The sequence below is a fragment of the Halomonas sp. 111 genome (assembly GCF_052379685.1).
In the GTDB taxonomy this organism is placed as follows: Bacteria; Pseudomonadota; Gammaproteobacteria; order Pseudomonadales; family Halomonadaceae; genus Vreelandella; species Vreelandella citrativorans.
In genome coordinates this window covers 18,219-37,235 of the sequence record NZ_JBQSYV010000013.1, presented here as the reverse complement: position 1 = coordinate 37,235, position 19,017 = coordinate 18,219, and the positions used below count along the sequence as shown (strand labels likewise).

Sequence of the window (19,017 nt, the reverse complement as noted above, 5' to 3'; positions counted from 1 at the left end):
AAAACGGAGTTTACATTTGTAAATGAGTATTTTGAGCTGATTTTTAACGCCGTATGGTCGAGCGTAAGCAGTTTTCATGCAAAGCTTAGCCTTCGCCCAGCTCGCGCATCACTGCATACAGCCTGGATTTGGCTTCAAAGCCTACGCCAGGAATATCGGGCAGGCCGACGTAGCCATTTTCAACCTGAATGCCGTCAGCGAAGCCACCAAACGGCTGGAAGACATCCGGATAGGATTCGTTGCCGCCCAGGTGCAAGCCTGCGGCGATATTCAGTGACATTTGGTGACCACCGTGGGGTACGACGCGGCGTGATGACCAGCTAAGCTCATCCATCACTTTTAGCGTGCGCATGTACTCCACCAGCCCGTAGGAGAGGGCGCAGTCGAACTGCACGAAATCGCGGTCGGCACGCATGCCGCCATGGCGTAGCAGGTTGCGGGCGTCCTGGTGCGAGAACAGGTTTTCGCCGGTCGCCATGGGTAATTCATAGTGGTTGGCAAGCTCCGCCTGAAGCGCGTAATCCAGCGGGTCACCGGCTTCTTCGTACCAGAAGAGGTGATACGGCTTCAGCGCTTCGGCGTAAGCAATTGCCGTTTTCAGGTCAAAGCGCCCGTTAGCATCTACTGCCAGGCGGCTGCCATCGCCAACAACTTCAAGCACGGCTTCGATACGCCGAATATCTTCCTCAAGCGGTGCGCCGCCAATCTTTATTTTTACCACGTTGTAGCCACGCGCCAGGTAGCTGCGCATTTCATCCTGCAGCCTGGTGTGGTCTTTACCAGGATAATAGTAGCCGCCAGCCGCATACACCCAGACCTTGTCGTCGGCTTGGCCGTTACGATAACGCTCGGCAAGCAGCTGGTAGAGCGGTTTGCCCTCGATTTTGGCGACTGCATCCCAAATTGCCATGTCGATCGTGCCTACCGCGACCGAGCGCTCACCGTGCCCGCCGGGCTTTTCGTTTTTCATCAGGGTGTCCCAGATAGCAAACGGGTCCAGGTTGTCGCGGGCGTGATCAATGAGCGTGTCGGGGTTGGCCTCGGTGATTCTATCCAGAAAGCGGTCACGCATGAGCGCTCCCTGGCCATAGCGCCCGTTGGAGTTAAAACCGTAGCCAATCACGGGTTTACCGTCGCGTATCACATCAGTGATGACGGCCACGACCGAACAGGTCATTTTGGAAAAATCGATATAAGCGTTGGCAATCGGGGAGGCAATCGAAACGGTTTTCTCGCGAATATCCACAATACGCATGGCAAGCTCCTTGGTGGTTAAGTGCTTAACCCTATGCGTGACAAGGGGGGCTGCCCAATGCTATTACTAAGTGCTCCCATGCTGAAACGGCATTGCCCCATGGAACTCGTCTGGTTAGAAGACTTTACCGCCCTTGCCGAGCACGGCAGTTTTGTACGTGCTGCAAACGCCCGACATATTACCCAGCCCGCGTTCAGCCGACGGATCCGCGCGTTTGAACAGTGGATGGGCGTTAGCCTGTTTATTCGCACCCCACAGGGCACCACGCTCACCGACGCCGGTAAACACATACAGGCCAGTGCGTTTGACGCGATTGGCCGACTGTACCGCTTGCGGGCTGAAGCACAGCAAATTGCCGGAGAAGCGACCCGAACGCTGCAGTTTGCAGCGACGCACTCGCTGTCATTTACGTTCTTCCCCCGTTGGATAAGAGCCCTGGAGCAGGGAGCGCCCATGGAGGCCGTGCGCCTTCACTCGGATACAATGTCCACGTGTGAGCAGTTGTTGTTACAAGGTGACTGCCAGTTCTTGTTAAGCCATCGGCATTGCGCTGTTCCCTCACGGTTATCGCCTGACCAGTTTGAGAGTATAAAGGTGGGCGAGGATTCGCTGATTCCACTGGTGGGAAAAGAATTAAGCAGTTCTCAGTGCCTGGAAGTGTTGCCTTACCTGGGATATACCGATGCTTCGGGATTAGGCCGTGTTGTTAACCACTGGCTTAATGAAAATGCCACCTCTCTTATAAGTGCGCCTCGCTTTACCAGCCACTTGGCCGCGGTGTTGATGTCCATGGTATTGGAAAATAAAGGCTTGGCATGGATACCTAAAAGCCTTTCAGAACAAGAGATTAGCGATGGTCGGTTAGTGCGTGCATTGGATGATTCGTGGGATATACCGTTAGAAATACATCTGACCCGACCACGTGTATTAGCCAGCCACTTTGCGAACGCATTCTGGCAAAAGCTGTCCAACGGTTAAGCAAATAACTGCTACAACTGTTAACAAATTGAGTAGAAATAATAAAAAAATGTGTAAAAACGCTCAACTTATCTATATTGATCATTATAAAATTGTGGTTAATGCTATGGTAGATTTACCTTGAACTAGTGTGGCTGAGCTGGATTAAAGCCTTTTGCTGTTTTTATATACAGTAGTGGCAGGTTGGTTGTTAAGCTCGCTTCGCTTTAAGAATTAAGTAAACATTAAGTAAGATAGATGCAGTACATATACACCAGGATTAAAGAGCAGATTCACGACCTGAATAATAGCAACTGAGTCTGATCACGATGAACGTCAATATTGCTTAGAAAACGTCAGGAACTGTACTTAGGAACTGTGCTTAGGAACCGTGCCATAACGTAGAAATCGCTAAAAAATGGCTCTATTTATAGTAACCGCGCTATGCTAGTGGTATTTATTTACCACCTGAAAGGTTTTCACTCAGGTATGGCGCTTTAGTAACCGGTTAAATGACCCATGGAATGTTCGACATGGAACTAAGAGAATGGTTAATCATTTTAGGACTGGCGTTGGTGTCGCTCATCGTAGTCGACGGTGTACGACGACTCCAACGCCAGCGGCGCGTCCCTCGTTTGGACCAGGCGGTTAAGGACCTTCCCGAGGCGAAGCTAACCGAGCTGGATGATGAGGCTAAAGAAGCCGAAATTAGCTGGGAGCTTCCGAACGGTGGCGCACGTGTCGTTAAACCTGCGGACTATAGTGGGGTCGGCGCGAAACCCAAGTTGGAACGTCAAGACCATCCAGGGCCTTCCAGAGTGCTATCCGAATTTAGGCGCTCCTTTGCCAATGCGGTCCCTAAGCGTAAAGCGACTGCTCCGCCAGTGGATACAGCAGCATCTGCACAGCCTCAGCGCCAGGCCGCTGCGCCTAAAGCACGCCCGGCTGACATTGATCGTCGAGAGCCAAGCATCTTCCCGAATAGCGACGCTCCAGCTGACGTGAGCCAGGTTGAACCCCAGCCAACGGCACAAGCCAATCCTGTTAACACTCAGCCGGTAGACAAAACAGCGTCAGAAGCGCATGCGCCTATTGCCGAGCAAGTGCCAACCCAAAGCAAGCCACACACTGGAGAGCCGTCTATCTCCCTATCTACTGCCAACGAAGAGTCCGTTGCTGCGAAAGAAGAGCCTGTCGCGGTGAATGAATCCGTCGCGGTGAATAAGGAGAGCCCCGCTGAGCCGGTCCTCGCTGTTGAAACAGACGCCGATCCTGTGTTGCGTGCAGAGCCAGAAGATGCCGCTTCGGCCAGGGCGCCCAAGCGTCGTCAACTGCGTGAAGATACGGCCGGCGAGTATGACGAGCTGGATGATGATGCCGTTGATGAGTATCGGCTGGTCGATTTTGAGGGTATGGGCCGCTCGCTTAAACGTCGCCTGATACAGCGTCGTCAGGAAAAAGCCCGTAAGAAAGCTGAAAAGGCCAAGCGTGCTGAAGCCGCCGCCAAGCTGAAAGCAGAGCGCAAAGCGCTTGAAGCCGAGCAGCGCCGTGAAGCAAAAGAAGCTGCCGAGGCAGAAAAAGCCCGCATTGCCCAGGAACAGGCCGAAGCCCGCGAAGCCGCCGAAATTGCTGCGGAAGCGCAACGGGCCGCTGCACGCCATGACGAGTCTGAACCTGCTTATGCGCATGAAACATCAGCGGATCAGTACGATGACTATGAAGCCTACGATGAAGCGCCGGTGCGTGGCTCGCGTGATAATGTCGTACGTGCTCACCCAACGCTTGAAAAAGCGTTGCGTCATGATGTGCCGGGTGAACATGCCAAAGAAACATTGACCAACGCCGATGAGGTGGTGGTTATCAGCGTGCTCTCCCGGGACCCGGAAGGCTTCGATGGCAGCAAGTTGCTGGATCTCATTATGGCGTGCGGCCTACGCTACAGCCGTGCCATGGGTGTGTTCCACCGCTTTGAAACAGAAAGTGACGACAGCGAACTTCAGTTCTCAATGATTAACGTTGTTAAACCCGGCACATTCCCTATTGAAGAGATGGGTGAGTTTGTAACGCCAGGGATCACCTTCCTGATGCCCTTGCCTGGAGCAGTCGACAGCTCTGCAGCCTTTGAAGCCATGGTGGAAACCGCTATGGTCGTGGTTCGCCATATGAGTGGCGAGCTGAAGGATGAAAATCGCAGCGTCATGACGGCTCAAACCATTGAGTTTGCCCGCCAGCGGGTGCATGAGTTTGAACGCCGCCACCGCCTGCATCGCCACATGCAAGCCCACTAAGTAGCGCTTGCTGTTAAACACCCGCCTTCTTGCAGAAGGCGGGTGTTTTTGTTCCAGGATGTGTCTTTTTTGTGATTGATTTTAGCCCGTACGATGGAAACCAACGTTAATGAGTCAGCCTGACCCCCAAGTGCTGGAAGCAGTCACCCAGCTGCGCGCCGAGCTTGATGAAGCCAACTACCGTTACTACGTATTGGATGAGCCAACGTTATCAGACGCTGACTACGACCGGAGACTGCAACGCTTAAAGCAGCTGGAAGCTGAAAACCCAACGCTCGTCTCTCCGGATTCACCGACTCAGCGCGTGGGTGCTGCCCCTGCTGATGGGTTTCCTTCGGTCGCCCACGCCATCCCCATGCTCTCGCTGGATAACGCGTTTAGCGGCGACGACATCGTGGCCTTTGCTGAGCGCGTCGCAGAGCGCTTGGAGTGCGCAGCAGATGACGTGGAGTTTACCTGTGAACCGAAGCTTGATGGCGCTGCGGTATCGCTGGTGTATGAGCAGGGCGTGCTGGTGAGTGGCGCCACCCGTGGCGATGGCCGCACTGGGGAGGGCATTACCTCTAACCTGCGTACGCTGCGCTCGGTGCCTTTAAAGCTAATGGGCAAGCAGATCCCTGAGCTTTTGGAAGTGCGCGGTGAAGTCATCATGCGCCACCAAGGCTTTGAAGCGCTTAACGAGCGTGCACGCGAGGAGGGCAGTAAGGTATTTGCCAACCCGCGTAACGCCGCTGCCGGTAGTTTACGTCAGTTGAACCCCGAGATTACTGCTACCCGCCCGTTGGAGTTTCATGCCTATCAGGCGGCGCGTCTGGAACCGGACATGGGCGACACCACGCATAGCGCACTAATGGATCGACTGGTAACGCTGGGCTTTCGCGCCAGCGCGGAGCTAAAGGTGTTGACTGGCCCGCAGGCGGTCGTTGAGTATTGCGAGCAGTTGGGTGAGAAGCGCGACCAGTTGGGCTACGACATCGACGGCGTGGTGATCAAGGTGAATGCACTGCGCTATCAGCGTGAACTTGGGTTTGTGGCTCGCGCTCCCCGCTGGGCAACGGCGTTTAAGTACCCCGCTCAGGAAGAGATCACCACGCTTAACGACGTTGAGTTTCAGGTAGGCCGTACGGGTGCCATCACGCCAGTGGCAAGGCTTGAGCCCGTTAGCGTCGCAGGCGTTACCGTATCCAACGCGACGCTGCACAACGCTGATGAAATCACCCGCCTGGATGTCATGATTGGCGATACAGTAGCTATTCGCCGCGCAGGCGATGTGATTCCCCAAGTGGTCCGGGTCGATAAGGAAAAACGCCCAATAGACGCGCAGCCGATTGTGTTCCCCGAGCACTGCCCGGTGTGCGGTTCGGATATCGAACGCGTGGCAGGCGAAGCGGTAGCGCGCTGCTCGGGTGGGCTTTTCTGCGCTGCCCAGCGTAAAGAAGCGCTCAAACACTTCTCCAGCCGCAAGGCCCTGGATGTAGATGGCCTGGGCGTCAAACTGATCGACCAACTGGTAGAGCTGGATTGGGTGAAAACACCTGCCGACCTGTTTCACCTGACGGTTGAGCAATGGCAGAGCTTGCCGCGTATGGGCGAAAAATCGTCCATTAATCTGGTCAACGCGCTGGATAAAGCTCGTCATACGACGCTCGCTCGGTTTATCTACGCGTTGGGCATTCGTGAAGTGGGGGAGGCCACCGCTGCCAACTTGGCGAGCCATTTTGGAACGTTGCAAGCGCTTCAAGCAGCCGAACAGGCAGCGCTTGAGGCGGTCAACGATGTTGGCCCCATTGTGGCGGCCCACGTGCATACCTTTTTCCGCCAGCCCCATAACCAGGAGACCCTGGCTGCCTTGATTGAGGCAGGCGTCACCTGGCAGGAAGCCGACGTTACCCAAGGCCCTACACCGCTAGAAGGTCAAACCTGGGTACTGACGGGCGCCATGGAAAGCATGACCCGTGACGAGGGCAAGGCTCGGCTGCAGGCGCTTGGCGCCAAAGTAGCGGGTAGCGTTTCGAAAAAGACCACGGCGCTGGTTGCCGGTGAAGCGGCCGGTAGTAAGTTAACCAAAGCGGAACAGCTGGGCGTAGAGGTTGTGGATGAAGCCACCTTTATTGAACGCCTTGCGCAGTGGGAGCAGAGCGAATGAGCCGTTTCATTGAAGTACCCGCCCGCATGTTGCCGCCGGAAACCCTCGATGCGTTGCTGGAGGCGTTTGTTACCCGGCAGGGTTATGACACCACCGATACCGGCACGGGGATGAAAGGGTGGGTCGACGAGCTGAAACAGCAGCTGGCGCGCAGCGAGCTGATTATTGCCCATGACCTCAAGCTTGAAATGACCGAAGTAATGACCCTGGCGCAGTGGCGTTCCTTCGGTCGTGATCTGGCAGATGATGAGGAAGAGGGTGACTACTGACCGCGAATAATCGCGCTGATAATACGCCGCCCGGGATGAAGATGGTCGGCCAACTGAGCTTCAAGCGGCATGGGGTCGCCAAGCAGCCGGGAGGCAATAAGCTCGGCGCTTAACGGCGCACTGGAAAGCCCCCGGGAGCCGTGGGCGGTAGATATCCACAACCCTGGGTAGTGCTCACCCGGGGCGTTTGGCACTCGCGAGGCATCTTTTGCCAGCACGGCATAGGCTGACTGCCAGGCCGATGTGTTGGGGACTGGGCCTGCATAGGGCGTTTTATCAGGGCTTGCCGCGCGTACCGCCGCACGCCCTTCAAGCGCCTGTGGAGTCAGGTGGGCGCCTGCGCTTTCAAGTTCTGCCACCAGCGCTGGAAGCGTTTGGCGAAGCTCATCAATATTGCGCTGGTGGTCGGTATCGGTCACGTCGGTAGAAGCATTGTTGGGCACGAAGCTTGCCCCAAAGGTAAGTACCCCTTCAATGGCGGGCGACGCATAGCCACCGGCGCATACCACCCGCTCAGGGCCTTTTACGCCTGCGGGCAGTCTCACCTCGCTGACCTGGCCGCGCACGCGTTGGAGCGGCAGGCTGGCCGTTTGAGCATACGTATTGGCGTAGTGAGCGCTTGCAATCACCACCTGGTCTGCACTTATCGTATTTCCATCAGCAAGTGCCAGCTGCCAGCGGTCATCTTCACGCGTAAGGGACGTGACATCGCCTTGTCTCAGCGTGATATTAGGCGTTTGGAGTAAGTGCTCACATAGCGCTTTGGGTCGCACCCAGCCTGCGTGTGGATAAAACAGGGCGTGTTCGGCTTCAATGGCCACACCGGCTTTCTCACTCAACCCTTGGGTAAGCGGCGACACCACGCTTTCGGGAAGCGCATGCTGCTCGCTAAAGCGCTGCTGGCGCTTGGCCTCTTTGGCGTTGGTGGCCAGTTGCACGACGCCGCAGGGTTGCCAAAGCGTTGGAACCTTGAGCTGATTAAGCCAGCGCTGGCTGTATAAAAGGCCGGAGAGATAAAACCGGCTTTGGTGGTTGGTGTCGGCCGCAAGCTTCACATAAAGCGCCCCCTGGCGGTTACCCGAGCCGCCTGCACCGGGTGCTTTACGCTCGATTACCGTCACATTAACGCCACGCCTGGCAAGTGCTGCCGCCACGCTGCACCCAGCGATCCCTGCCCCGATAACCGCCACCTGCTGCGTGGGAAGAGGCGCTGGCGGCGTAAACCAGGGCGTTGCCTCACGGCGCTTATCGGTAGGCGGTGTGTCAATCATGCCTGCCAGTATTTCGCGCTTACGCCCGCAGCCCGGGACTTTTTTCCAGCTAAAGCCTGCCGCTTTCAAGCCCCGCTTAACAATGCCCGCGCAGGTGAACGTGGCAAAGGTGGCCCCTGGCCGAGAGCGCGCCGCCATGGCTTCAAACAGCTCGGGCTGCCACATTTGTGGATTTTTAGAAGGCGCAAAGCCGTCCAGAAACCAGGCATCGACCTGACCATCTAAAAGCGTCAGCCGCTCGGTGGTATCGCCATAATGCAGATCCAGCGTCACGCGGTCGCTCAGGTGCAGGCGGTGTACGCCGCTAACGGGTGAGGGCCACTGCTCGCAAAGCCGCTGTGAATAACCGGCAAGCGACGGCCAGGCGCGTAGGGCGCGCTCAAGCGATACCTGATCCAGGGGATACTTTTCTGTGGATAAAAAATGCAGCCGTGCCCCGGCGGGCGCGTGCCGCTCAAAGCAGGCCCAGGCACATAGCATATTAAGGCCCGTGCCAAAGCCGGTTTCCCCGATCACAAAGGCGCGCGTGTTTTCCCAAGCGGAAAATCGCTCAGGCAAGCGGTTGGTATTTAAAAAAACGTGCTCGGTTTCTTCAAGACCGCCCTCACGGGAAAAGTACACGTCATCAAAATCATCCGAGTGCGGTGAAGTGTCACTCCAGGTGAGTAATGGCGCGCTTAACGCCGCTAAAGGGGGTAGATCAGTAAGGCGTTGAGGCACGCGGATATCCGTAATGACTGAAGTGGTTAAAAAATAATCAATTTGTTAATCAGGGCGCTATCTCTGGCTTAGCGAAAAGCGTCCGCCGGGTTTGCACAGAGTTTTCCACAGGCTCTGTGAATTAGCAGGCGGACCCTCCACACTCGCCCTAATCGGTCAAGGCAAAACTTTCTTGAACGGCTTAACAATTACCTTGGCATAGACACCCGCAATGATGTATGGATCGGCGTCAGCCCAGCCCTGAGCGGCTTCCAAACTGTCGAATTCAGCCACCACCAGGCTGCCGCTAAAACCCGCGTCGCCGGGGTTTTCAGTATCCGCAGCGGGGTGCGGGCCCGCGAGCACCAAGCGACCTTCATCGCGTAGCGTTTCCAGGCGTGCCAAATGGTCCGGGCGGGCCGCCAAGCGGCGTTCAAGGCTATTCGATACGTCTTCACTAATAATGGCGTAGAGCATGGGGGTAACTCCTTAAAAGCATGTAGTAAAGCGCCCTATGCAGCATTGACCGCATCCACATAAGCGCGCACCATGGCGAGCGTTTGTAAATCGTCCCACGCGCAGCGCTGTGAACACCAGGTCTTTTGAACACGGCACATTATGACTGTTCGTGGTAGACATCCCTATTCTGACAAACTCGCCACATGACGTCATGCCCATGCCTTTACTTCCTGCAACGTTACTTCCTGCGGTGTTTGATGCCGATCAGCGCTACACGGCTGACCTGCATATGCACTCAACGGCGTCGGATGGCGCGTTAACCCCCACGGAGTTGGTGTCGCTGTGCGCAGCGCGTGGCCTTACCCACATGGCGCTGACAGACCATGACACCATGGACGGCATCGACGAGGCCGGCAAGGCAGCGGTACAAGCCGGGCTATGCCTGGTGCCTGGCTGCGAGTTATCCACTCGCTGGCAAGGTATTAACATCCACGTCGTGGCGCTGATGCCCGGTGGCCTGCAAGGCCCGCTGGTTGAAGGGCTTGAACAGCAGCGGCTGGCGCGTATTCAGCGCGCAGAAGTGATCGCCGAGCGGTTAGAGAAAGTGGGCCTTAAAAACGCCTTGGAAAAAGCCCGTGAGCAGGCAGGCAGTGACCGCCCGCTAGGCCGACCTGATTTTGCCCGCGCGTTAGTGGCCGAGGGGGTTGTGGCCGATTGGGCCACTGCGTTTAAACGCTACCTGGGCAGCGGTAAAAAAGGCGATGTTAAAGCTCACTGGCCAGAAATCAGCGAAGTCGTCGAGTGGGTGGTGGCCTCTGGTGGCGTTGCGGTGATTGCCCACCCTTTACGCTACGGCTTAACCCGGCGTAAGCGAGGGCAGTTAATGGATACCTTTCAGGCCGCAGGCGGTGACGCGGTTGAATTGGTCAGTGGCCAGCAGAATCCGGATGTCACCCGGGACCTGGCCCGTCAAATGGTCGAACGAGGGCTTTACGCCTCGTTAGGTAGCGACTTCCACTTTCCCGGCAGCCACGCCGCCCCTGGCAGCATGAGCATGGTACCGCGCACGGCCGCGCCGCCCATTTGGCAGCACCCTCGCTTAGCGCATTTACGCAATGCCCCCGCTGGTCCATTAGCCGCTGCGTCAGCTATGGTATGAGTAAGCGTTTGATAAAAGCGAATACCCTAATGGACTGAAACGCGCCCACGGGCAGGAGCAGACAATGAGCCAATATTTCCAGATTCATCCAGAAAACCCACAAAAGCGCCTGATTGATCAAGCGATCGAGATTATTCGCAAAGGCGGTGTGGTGGCTTATCCCACTGACTCAGGTTACGCGTTAGGCTGCCATCTGGGCGAAAAGAAGGCCATTGAAAAGATCAAGTGGTTGCGCTCGCTGGATGACAAGCACAACTTTACGCTGATGTGCTCGGACCTTTCGGAAATTGGCACCTACGCCAAGGTAGATAATGCGGTGTTTCGGCTGCTGAAAGCGCATACACCAGGACCGTACACTTACATTCTGGATGCCACGACAGAAGTCCCGCGTCTGCTGCTGCACCCCAAACGGCGTTCCATTGGCGTACGCGTACCTGATCACCGGATTGCTCATGCGCTGCTGCAAGCGCTTGGCGAACCGCTAATGAGCGTTACGCTGATTCCGGTGGGGGAGGACCTTCCCATGAGCGACCCAGAGGAAATTCGTGACCGCTTTGAAGTGCATTTGGACCTGATTATTGACGGTGGCGCCTGCCACCTGGACCCCACCAGCGTCATCGACCTGCGAGAGCTACCGCCCAAAATTGTCCGTGCCGGACGCGGTGACACGGCTCCCTTCGCCAACTGACTTACCCACGCCATGCTCTGGCAGCTGCTAGGCATGGCGCGATCTGTTTATCTGCACTCCCGATGTAAATCTATCGTCACCTTTCATGCCAGTTATACTCTATTTTTATTATTTGAATGACCAATAAAAATAAATTAGGCTAAAAACGCCAAATGTTCATAATAATTTTTTATAAATTGAGTGGAATTCGCTTTCCGCCCGATCATCATAAAAAAATGGAGAGTGCTTAATGACGATGTTCCGTTATCGCAGTGCCGTTATTGCTTCGGCTTTCGCAAGTCTGGCAGCGTTACCTGTGTCTGTTAATGCTGTGGCCAGCGACAGTGCCGCTTGTGAGATGAATGAGTACGCAATGGGGCTTCGCTACCAGCAGCAGGCTGCCGAAGTCATCGCGTTGCAGCGGCAGGGGTTCGAGCTGGCAACGTACCGCTTGAAGGACCAGATAGCTGCCCATGGTGAAGACGCTGAGCTGGCTATCATTACCGATCTTGATGAAACCGTTATTGATAACAGTGCGTTATTGGTGCGCGATATGCAGGCGTGTCACGACTTTACGACTTGGGACACGTGGAAACACTGGGAGCGCGAAGGTGAGCCGAGCCTGATCCCGGGCGCCAGAGCTTTTTTGGAATTTGCTGATGAGCAGGGCGTTGCCATCTATTATGTCTCTGACCGCTATGAGGAAAACAAGTCGGCAACGCTAGCCACTCTGGAGACGTTAGGGTTACCCCAAGTGTCCGAGCAGAGCGTTATGCTGCTGGGGCCGCCCAAAGGCGAGCGTCGGGCCGTCGTGGCCGAGCAGTACGCGCTGGTGATGCAACTGGGCGATACGCTTCACGACTTTTCTGACGTGTTTGCTGGCGTTGAGCTGGAGGAGCAGAAACGGCTGGTAGATGAAAACGCTGAACGGTTTGGGCAGGACTGGATCGTGTTCCCCAATGCGACCTATGGCAGCTGGCGCAACGCTGAGCTTGATGTCTGGCAGGCTCCCTTCGAAGACAATTAAGCAAGACATTAAGCAGAGGCCGCCTGAACCGGCGGCCTTTTTCGCTTGAGGCGATTACATCTCTTCAGTCTGTTTCTCTTTGCGCGGGTCTTCACTGTTTTCATCCAGCCAGGTGCCACAACGAAGGCAGTAGAGTGCGTCTTTTTCGTGACGGTCGTGGCCGCATCCTGGGCACGCTTCATCGGAGTAGCGGTCTTCACGGATAGAGCGGATGACCTGGGCTGAAAAAATGCCGGTAGGCACGGCGATAATCGAGTAGCCAATCAGGATGAGAAGCACAGTAATCGCTTTGCCAAGCGCTGTGCCCGGCACGATATCGCCATACCCCACCGTGGTAACGCTGACCACCGCCCAGTAGATCGACATGGGAATACTGGTAAAGCCGCTTTCCGGCGACTCGATGGTATACATCAGCGCGGCAAACATGGTGACAACCATAAAAATACTGCAGAAAAACAGCAGTACCTGGCGCACGCTACGCTTTAATGCTTCGATCAGCAGTCGTCCTTCGCCCACAAATTCCATCAGGCGCAGGATACGGAAAATGCGCAGCACGCGGAGTATGCGAATAATCACCAGCGCATGAAAGCCGGGCATCAGCAGTACCAGCCAGGCTGGCAGGATGGAGATTAGATCGACCACGCCATAAAAGCTTTTCAGATAGACAGTGGGACGTTCAAGGCAGTAGATGCGTACCGCAAGCTCCACGGTGAACAGAATCGTAAAGCCCCACTCCAGGTAGTAGAAAAGCCAGCCATACTCCTGGGAAAACTCCTGAACACTGCCGAGCAGAATGACGGCGACGCTGCCCAAAATCATCACAATCAGCGCAATATCGAATCCCTTGGCAGTGGGCGTGTCGGACTCGAAAATAATGTGAAACAGCTGTGTGCGAAGCCCTTCCGCGGCAGGGGTCAGGTTAAAACTCATGGCGATCCTGAAGAAATGAGCAATCACTTATCACAGTGATTAGGTCTATGGGCAAACGTGCTTGAATCTATCTAAAACAACGTGAAGGTTAGCTTAGCTCGCGTTGCAGCGCTAAACGATGGGAAAGCGTCAGGAGCGTTACGCCATAGGCAATACGGGGTTGACCAGCGTCATCTAGCGCTGTGGATAGGTGAGCCGCCTGGGACTTCATGTCCTCGGGCAGTGATGCGTGTTCGGCCAACCGGGTCAGCGCCTCATGGGTAAGGTTTAGGAACGGGCGCTGCTGGTTGTCGTGGTAGGCATCAAGGGCAAGCGTTGCCCGGTGTAGCCATTCAGCAGGTGTCGTGGCGTTAGGAAGCGGCCACTGTTGGGCGCGCAAGGCGTTACCCCGCGATGCCTTGCTGCTATCAGATGGGCGAAGCGGAACCTGTTCTGCTAGCGCAATCGCCAGCGACCAGAGCGCTTGCGGGTCACCGTTTTTAAGCTCCAGTTCTACTTCACAAATGGGCGTGCGGTAGTCACCACTTTCAATTTCGCCTTCATCCAGTACCAGCTCAATCTGGCTGCCCTGCCAGTCGAGCTGCCAGCTATATCGGGTAAAGTCGGTGCGCAGTATGGGGGCTAGATGCGTTAGTCGTTCTCTGAGCACTTTGTGGGCAGGCCCATTATTGACTGGCTCGTCGCTGAAAGGTGGCAGTGCGGCGAGACCTGTCTGGTCGAGTTCAGCGCATGCGACCGGCCACTCCCACTCCTGGCGGCTGGATAATCCGCCACCCCCCTGGCCCGCCGTTTTTACCGTTTGCAGCACGCGGCCATCAACTTGACGAAGACGCACTGCGATTCGTGCGTTGGCCATGTCATGGGTCGGTGTGTCGAAGTAGGTATTGGCTAAGGTCTGGATTAACGGTGTTTTTGTGTCGAGCAAAGGGTGGTGCTTGAGCGCCTCAATACTGGCTTGGGCAAGCGCAAGTTTTATCTCTACTTCGATTGGTGTTGCATTTTTCATGACAATAGCCACTCTTAAACGTGAAGTACTGGTTAAATTTTTGCTACCAATATGAAGTTTTCATGACGGCGGCGAGCGCACTCTTTATACTGGCGTCGCCATTTCCAGGCTCCCCCGAAAACAGGCTAAAAGGCTCTATGGTTACCTCCAACCCTTTTTCCGCGATGTTTGGCCGCTCGCCATTCCAGCCGCTGCTGGCCCACATCGTTAAGGCCAATGAATGCGCCGACCAACTGTTACCGTTTTTTGAAGCATCGCTTGCTGGCGATTGGGATACCGCCACTGAGCTGCGTGAAAACGTAACCCGTTTAGAACACGAAGCGGATGTGCTGAAAACGGATCTACGGCTCAACCTGCCCAGCACCATGTTTCTGCCGGTTTCACGGTCTGATCTACTGGATTTGATTAGCGTCCAGGACAAAATCGCCAACAAGGTGCGCGACATTACCGGCATTATGCTAGGCCGTAAAATGCGCGTGCCTGATGAGCTCGCTGATCCGATGCGCGATTATATGGCGACTAGCGTGGCATGTGTGGCCCAAGCGCGCCAGGCCCTTGAAGAGCTGATGGAGCTTTTAGAGTCAGGCTTTGGGCGTAACGTCGCGGATGTTATGAGCAACATGATCCGTGAGCTGCATAACCTTGAACACCAGGCAGACAGTCAGCAGGTGGCCATTCGTCGCCAGCTGTTTCAGCTTGAAAGCCAACTACCGCCCGTCGATGTGATCTTTCTTTACAAGATTATCGAATGGGTGGGTGAAGTGTCTGACCGTGCTGAGCGCGTAGGCAGTCGCTTGCAGATTTTGACCGCACGCTAAGGGAAACCAATGCAAATTATTGCCCAGTACGGCGAGATATTTATTATTCTGGCCTGTTTATTTGGCTTTTTCATGGCGTGGGGCGTCGGCGCAAACGATGTTGCCAACGCCATGGGAACGTCGGTGGGGTCGAAAGCGATCACCATCAAGCAAGCCATCATCATTGCTGTTATTTTCGAATTTTTAGGCGCCTGGCTTGCCGGTGGTGAGGTTACCGCCACCATTCGTGGCGGCATCATCGATCCCAACCTGCTTGAAGCCAACCCACAGTTTTTGGTTTACGGCATGTTGTCAGCGCTGTTGGCGGCAGGCATTTGGCTGATGGTCGCTTCTGCCCGTGGCTGGCCAGTGTCGACCACACACTCCATTGTTGGCGCCATTGTCGGTTTCGCGGCGGTAGGGTTAGGCGTTGATGCGGTGGCCTGGGACAAGGTCGGCCAGATTGCCTCTAGTTGGGCTATTTCTCCGCTGATTGCCGGTACCATCGGCTATATGCTGTTTAAGTCGGTACACCACTTGATTTTCGAGAGTTCAGATCCGTTAGCGGCGGCCAAGCGCTATGTGCCGGGCTATATATTTTTGGTCGGCTTTATTGTTGCCATGGTGACGCTGACCAAAGGCCTTTCCCATGTTGGTCTGCATCTTAGCTTCAGCGAAAGCCTGCTGCTTTCGATTCTGATTGGTGTGCTGATCATGGGCCTTGGCATAGTGATGCAGCGGCGTATCAAGTACACCAAGAACGCCAATGACCACTTTGGCTATGCCAATGTTGAGCGTGTTTTCGGCGTGCTGATGATCTTTACCGCGTGTGCCATGGCCTTTGCTCACGGTTCCAACGATGTCGCCAATGCGGTGGGGCCGCTGGCCGCCGTCATAAGTGTCGTGCGCAGCGAAGGTATGATTGATAGCGCGGCGTTGGTGCCCTGGTGGGTGCTGATATTGGGCGGCGCGGGTATCGTCGTTGGTCTGGTGACGTATGGGCGTCGGGTAATTGCGACCGTGGGCACCGGGATCACCGAGCTCACCCCTAGCCGTGGCTTTGCCGCAACGCTGGCTGCGGCGAGTACCGTCGTCGTTGCCTCGGGCACGGGCCTGCCAATTTCAACGACCCATACGCTGGTTGGCGCGGTGCTGGGTGTCGGGCTGGCGCGCGGTATGGCGGCACTTAACCTGCGCGTTATTGGCACCATTGTTGTCTCGTGGTTGATTACCCTGCCCGCCGGTGCAGGCTTAGCGATTGTGTTCTTCTTTATGTTTAAAGGCATGTTCGGCTAACGGTGTAACAGGCGGCGCCACCCGGCGCACGCCCGCACGAAAAGCCTCAAGATCAGCGGCACCTTCATGCAGATTTGCGCTAGCCGATTTGCAATAGAAGGTGCCGCTGTTTTTTGCGCTCTGGTAAAGTAGCGCGAGTAGTGTTGTAAACGTCGTTTTTTCTTTCACCTGCTGCCGGAGAGCGGCCCTTGGATAAGCATTTCCCCTTTGTTGATTGGTTTCGTAACGCATCCCCCTACATTAATGCGCACCGGGGGCGAACCTTCGTCATCTTGATTGAAGGAGAAGCCATGGCGTCTGGCCGTGGGGAGCAATTGATCCAGGATTTAGCCCTGCTGCATACCTTGGGCGTGCGCTTGGTGGTGGTATTTGGCACCCGCCCGCAAGTGCAGGAAGCGCTTGGCCAGGCCGGTGTTGAACCCATGTGCATTAACGGACGCTGGGTGGCCGACCGCGCCGTAATGACCCATGTAGAGCAGGTCGCTGCCCACCAGCGGCTTTGGCTTGAAGCACGGTTATCGCTTGGCCTGCCCAGCACGCCGCTTCACGGTGTAGAGCTTAGCGTGATTTCCGGGAACCTGGTCACCGCCAAGCCCTTGGGCGTTCGGGAAGGGGTGGACTTTGATCATAGCGGCGAAGTACGCCGCGTTCGGGCTGGCGCCATTGAAGGGCTGCTCGACAAGGGCTCGCTGGTGCTCCTGCCGCCGCTGGGTTTCTCAAGCACCGGCGAAGTGTTCGACCTTGACGCCGCGGAAGTGGCCCAGCATGCCGCCGTAGCGCTCAAGGCCGACAAGTTGATCCTGCTGGGCGAATCAGAAGGCTTACAGGATGAAGGGGGCGCCTTACTGCGCCAGCTAACGCCTGCCGATGCTGAGCCCCGGCTTGAGAGCGCGCTGCCCGGCAGCGAGCTTGCCCGCCACCTTCAAGCTGCGTGTAACGCTGCACGAGAGGGGGTGGCCCGCACCCACCTGTTGTCGTGGCGCAATCACGATGCGCTGCTGGGTGAGCTTTTTACCCGCGACGGCGTGGGCACCATGATTACCCAGCACCGCTATGAGCAACTACGCCCGGCTAAGCTCAACGATATAGCAGGGCTTCTGGAGCTGCTTGAACCGCTGGAGCGCCGCGGCATGCTAGTGGCGCGCTCGCGTGAGCGTTTGGAGCATGAAATTGATGACTATATGGTTATCGAGCGCGATGGCATGGTGATTGGCTGCGCCGCGCTGCACGTGTTCCCTAACACCACGGTTGCCGAGTTGGCCTGCGTGGCTGTGCACGGTAACTACCGCGGGGGCGAACGCGGTGAGCGCTTAATGGAAGCGCTGGAGCGCCGCGCACGCCAACGCGGTGTTAGCGAAATATTTGTATTAACCACCCACACGGCCCACTGGTTTGTGGAGCACGGCTTTCAGACCGCCAGCCTTGAAGAGTTACCCCCTTTAAAGCGCGAAGCCTATAACCACGCACGTAAATCGAAGGTGTTACTGAAAGCGCTGAAAGTTTAGCGAGGTCAGATCAATAACGTAGCGTGTGGTAAGCGCAGCGCACCCGCGGGAGCAGCGCGCAGCGGTGCCGGGGTTGAAGTTTGATGGTGCACTTGGGCGGCAAAGCCGCTCAGCTCTCTTGCATCTTTTGGCCTTTAACACCTTTTGGTTTTTAACACCTGTGCCGGGCTTACGTATTTAAAATAACCCCACCGTTAAGGTGTAGGGTCTGCCCCGTCATGTACGAAGACTCTTCACTTGCCAGGTACACATAGGCAGGCCCCATTTCGCTCGGTTGTCCGGCGCGATTCATGGGTACTTGCCCGCCAAACTCGGCGACTTTCTCATCGTCAAAGCTTGCGGGGATCAGCGGTGTCCATACCGGGCTTGGGGCAACAGCGTTCACCCGAATGCCGCGACCGACCAGCGACATGGCAAGCGAGCGCATTAACCCTTGGATGGCCCCTTTAGTGGCGCTGTAATCGATCAGCGTGTTGTTGCCTTTAAAGGCATTAATGGAGGAGGTGGCAATAATGGTATCACCTTCCTCCAGATGAGGTAACGCTGCCTTGGAAAGGTAGAAATGGCTAAACAGATTGGTCTGAAAGGTGCGTGTTATCTGCTCGTCGGGGATCTCGGTCAGATCGCTCCAGTCGTACTGTTCGGCCGCATTGTTGACCAGAATATTAAGCTTGCCGAAGTGGTCCAGCGTTTTTTTAACGATGTCACGACAAAAGGCGGGGTCAGCTACATCGCCCTGTAATACCAGGCAGCGGCGACCTTCCGCTTCCACCAGGGCTTGCGTATCTTCGGCATCTTTAGGCTCTTTAAGGTGAACAATCACGCTATCGGCGCCTTCACGAGCGTAATGTACCGCTACCGCGCGCCCAATACCGCTATCACCGCCGGTAATAATGGCTACCTTATCAACAAGCTTATCGGTGCCTTTATAGCTATCACGAATAAATTCAGGTTCCGGACGCATTTCGTGCTCATCACCGGGCTGTTTGTTCTGGTGTTGAGGCGGCTGTTTCTGATCGCTCATGTGCAGTGACTCCTTGTTGGGACGTTAATCCTTCCTCTACGAAAAGCCGTGGCCTAATCGTATTCCTGCGTTACTTACACTAGCGCAAGGTTTTATCAAGAGCCAATTCAAGTATTACCGTAACGTTTGATTTATAAAAGATTGAATTGTTATAAAGTTTGGGGTTAATGGCTGAAGGGTTTTTTTATAGGCTTGAGCTGGTATAGATGAATTGTTTGTCCTTTTAATCTTTTTTATCAACCATGTGATGCGTTTGTTGAGG

17 protein-coding genes are annotated in these 19,017 nt (G+C 55.6%); 10 read left to right on the top strand and 7 right to left on the bottom strand.

The window, feature by feature from the left end:
- Positions 1 to 85 precede the first annotated feature (85 nt).
- Positions 86 to 1,255 (bottom strand): mandelate racemase/muconate lactonizing enzyme family protein, encoded by a 1,170-nt coding sequence (locus tag ACT3T7_RS11100; RefSeq protein WP_444631081.1) that lies wholly within the window; start codon positions 1,253 to 1,255, stop codon positions 86 to 88.
- Between the two features lie 99 nt (positions 1,256 to 1,354).
- Between ACT3T7_RS11100 and ACT3T7_RS11095 the strand changes: the two genes are divergently transcribed.
- The 4 genes from ACT3T7_RS11095 (at position 1,355) to ACT3T7_RS11080 (ending at position 6,915) form a co-directional block, all read left to right on the top strand.
- Positions 1,355 to 2,233 (top strand): LysR family transcriptional regulator, encoded by an 879-nt coding sequence (locus ACT3T7_RS11095; protein ID WP_193055351.1) that lies wholly within the window; start codon positions 1,355 to 1,357, stop codon positions 2,231 to 2,233.
- A 512-nt stretch (positions 2,234 to 2,745) separates the two neighbouring features.
- Positions 2,746 to 4,500 carry a cell division protein ZipA gene (gene zipA / locus ACT3T7_RS11090; protein WP_442353073.1) on the top strand — a complete coding sequence of 585 codons (1,755 nt, stop codon included), beginning with the start codon at positions 2,746 to 2,748 and terminating at the stop codon, positions 4,498 to 4,500.
- Positions 4,501 to 4,609: 109 nt separating this feature from the next.
- Entirely contained in the window at positions 4,610 to 6,646 is a 2,037-nt protein-coding gene (ligA, locus tag ACT3T7_RS11085) for an NAD-dependent DNA ligase LigA (protein WP_444631080.1), read from the top strand.
- Positions 6,643 to 6,915, top strand: a complete 273-nt coding sequence (locus ACT3T7_RS11080) for a YheU family protein (protein ID WP_172118191.1) — start codon at positions 6,643 to 6,645, stop codon at positions 6,913 to 6,915. Before ligA ends, ACT3T7_RS11080 begins: the two co-directional genes overlap by 4 nt.
- Here ACT3T7_RS11080 and mnmC read toward each other — a convergent pair.
- Both mnmC and ACT3T7_RS11070 read right to left on the bottom strand, forming a co-directional pair.
- Complete coding sequence (gene mnmC / locus ACT3T7_RS11075; RefSeq protein WP_444631079.1) at positions 6,909 to 8,906, bottom strand: bifunctional tRNA (5-methylaminomethyl-2-thiouridine)(34)-methyltransferase MnmD/FAD-dependent 5-carboxymethylaminomethyl-2-thiouridine(34) oxidoreductase MnmC; 1,998 nt, start codon at positions 8,904 to 8,906, stop codon at positions 6,909 to 6,911. The two genes, ACT3T7_RS11080 and mnmC, sit on opposite strands and share 7 nt — an antisense overlap.
- A gap of 156 nt (positions 8,907 to 9,062) precedes the next feature.
- The gene (locus ACT3T7_RS11070) at positions 9,063 to 9,362 is read right to left on the bottom strand and encodes a YciI family protein (protein ID WP_172118189.1); all 300 of its coding nucleotides are present in this window, start codon (positions 9,360 to 9,362) and stop codon (positions 9,063 to 9,065) included.
- A gap of 199 nt (positions 9,363 to 9,561) precedes the next feature.
- Between ACT3T7_RS11070 and ACT3T7_RS11065 the strand changes: the two genes are divergently transcribed.
- The 3 genes from ACT3T7_RS11065 to ACT3T7_RS11055 all read left to right on the top strand — a co-directional run bounded on the left by ACT3T7_RS11065 (position 9,562) and on the right by ACT3T7_RS11055 (position 12,197).
- On the top strand, positions 9,562 to 10,503 hold the full coding sequence (locus ACT3T7_RS11065; protein WP_444631078.1) for a PHP domain-containing protein: 942 nt from the start codon (positions 9,562 to 9,564) through the stop codon (positions 10,501 to 10,503).
- A gap of 64 nt (positions 10,504 to 10,567) precedes the next feature.
- A complete protein-coding gene (locus ACT3T7_RS11060; RefSeq protein WP_444631076.1) occupies positions 10,568 to 11,191 on the top strand; it encodes an L-threonylcarbamoyladenylate synthase in 624 nt (207 codons plus the stop codon).
- Positions 11,192 to 11,420: 229 nt separating this feature from the next.
- Positions 11,421 to 12,197: a 5'-nucleotidase, lipoprotein e(P4) family gene (locus ACT3T7_RS11055; protein ID WP_172118187.1), complete on the top strand. Its 777-nt coding sequence runs from the start codon at positions 11,421 to 11,423 to the stop codon at positions 12,195 to 12,197.
- A gap of 54 nt (positions 12,198 to 12,251) precedes the next feature.
- On the opposite strand, the gene ACT3T7_RS11050 is transcribed toward ACT3T7_RS11055, so the two are convergent.
- Together ACT3T7_RS11050 and ACT3T7_RS11045 are read right to left on the bottom strand one after the other, a co-directional pair.
- Positions 12,252 to 13,127 (bottom strand): ion transporter, encoded by an 876-nt coding sequence (locus ACT3T7_RS11050; protein ID WP_444631075.1) that lies wholly within the window; start codon positions 13,125 to 13,127, stop codon positions 12,252 to 12,254.
- An 88-nt stretch (positions 13,128 to 13,215) separates the two neighbouring features.
- Positions 13,216 to 14,133 carry a CYTH domain-containing protein gene (locus tag ACT3T7_RS11045; protein ID WP_444631074.1) on the bottom strand — a complete coding sequence of 306 codons (918 nt, stop codon included), beginning with the start codon at positions 14,131 to 14,133 and terminating at the stop codon, positions 13,216 to 13,218.
- Between the two features lie 137 nt (positions 14,134 to 14,270).
- Here ACT3T7_RS11045 and ACT3T7_RS11040 point away from each other — a divergent pair, with 137 nt between their 5' ends.
- Both ACT3T7_RS11040 and ACT3T7_RS11035 read left to right on the top strand, forming a co-directional pair.
- Positions 14,271 to 14,951, top strand: a complete 681-nt coding sequence (locus tag ACT3T7_RS11040; RefSeq protein WP_193055358.1) for a TIGR00153 family protein — start codon at positions 14,271 to 14,273, stop codon at positions 14,949 to 14,951.
- A gap of 9 nt (positions 14,952 to 14,960) precedes the next feature.
- On the top strand, positions 14,961 to 16,226 hold the full coding sequence (locus ACT3T7_RS11035; RefSeq protein WP_172118183.1) for an inorganic phosphate transporter: 1,266 nt from the start codon (positions 14,961 to 14,963) through the stop codon (positions 16,224 to 16,226).
- On the opposite strand, the gene ACT3T7_RS11030 is transcribed toward ACT3T7_RS11035, so the two are convergent.
- On the bottom strand, positions 16,182 to 16,457 hold the full coding sequence (locus ACT3T7_RS11030) for a hypothetical protein (RefSeq protein WP_442353539.1): 276 nt from the start codon (positions 16,455 to 16,457) through the stop codon (positions 16,182 to 16,184). The two genes, ACT3T7_RS11035 and ACT3T7_RS11030, sit on opposite strands and share 45 nt — an antisense overlap.
- Here ACT3T7_RS11030 and argA point away from each other — a divergent pair.
- The gene (gene argA / locus ACT3T7_RS11025; protein WP_444631073.1) at positions 16,415 to 17,731 is read left to right on the top strand and encodes an amino-acid N-acetyltransferase; all 1,317 of its coding nucleotides are present in this window, start codon (positions 16,415 to 16,417) and stop codon (positions 17,729 to 17,731) included. The two genes, ACT3T7_RS11030 and argA, sit on opposite strands and share 43 nt — an antisense overlap.
- A gap of 169 nt (positions 17,732 to 17,900) precedes the next feature.
- On the opposite strand, the gene ACT3T7_RS11020 is transcribed toward argA, so the two are convergent.
- The gene (locus ACT3T7_RS11020; RefSeq protein WP_444631072.1) at positions 17,901 to 18,755 is read right to left on the bottom strand and encodes an SDR family oxidoreductase; all 855 of its coding nucleotides are present in this window, start codon (positions 18,753 to 18,755) and stop codon (positions 17,901 to 17,903) included.
- Positions 18,756 to 19,017: the final 262 nt, after the last annotated feature.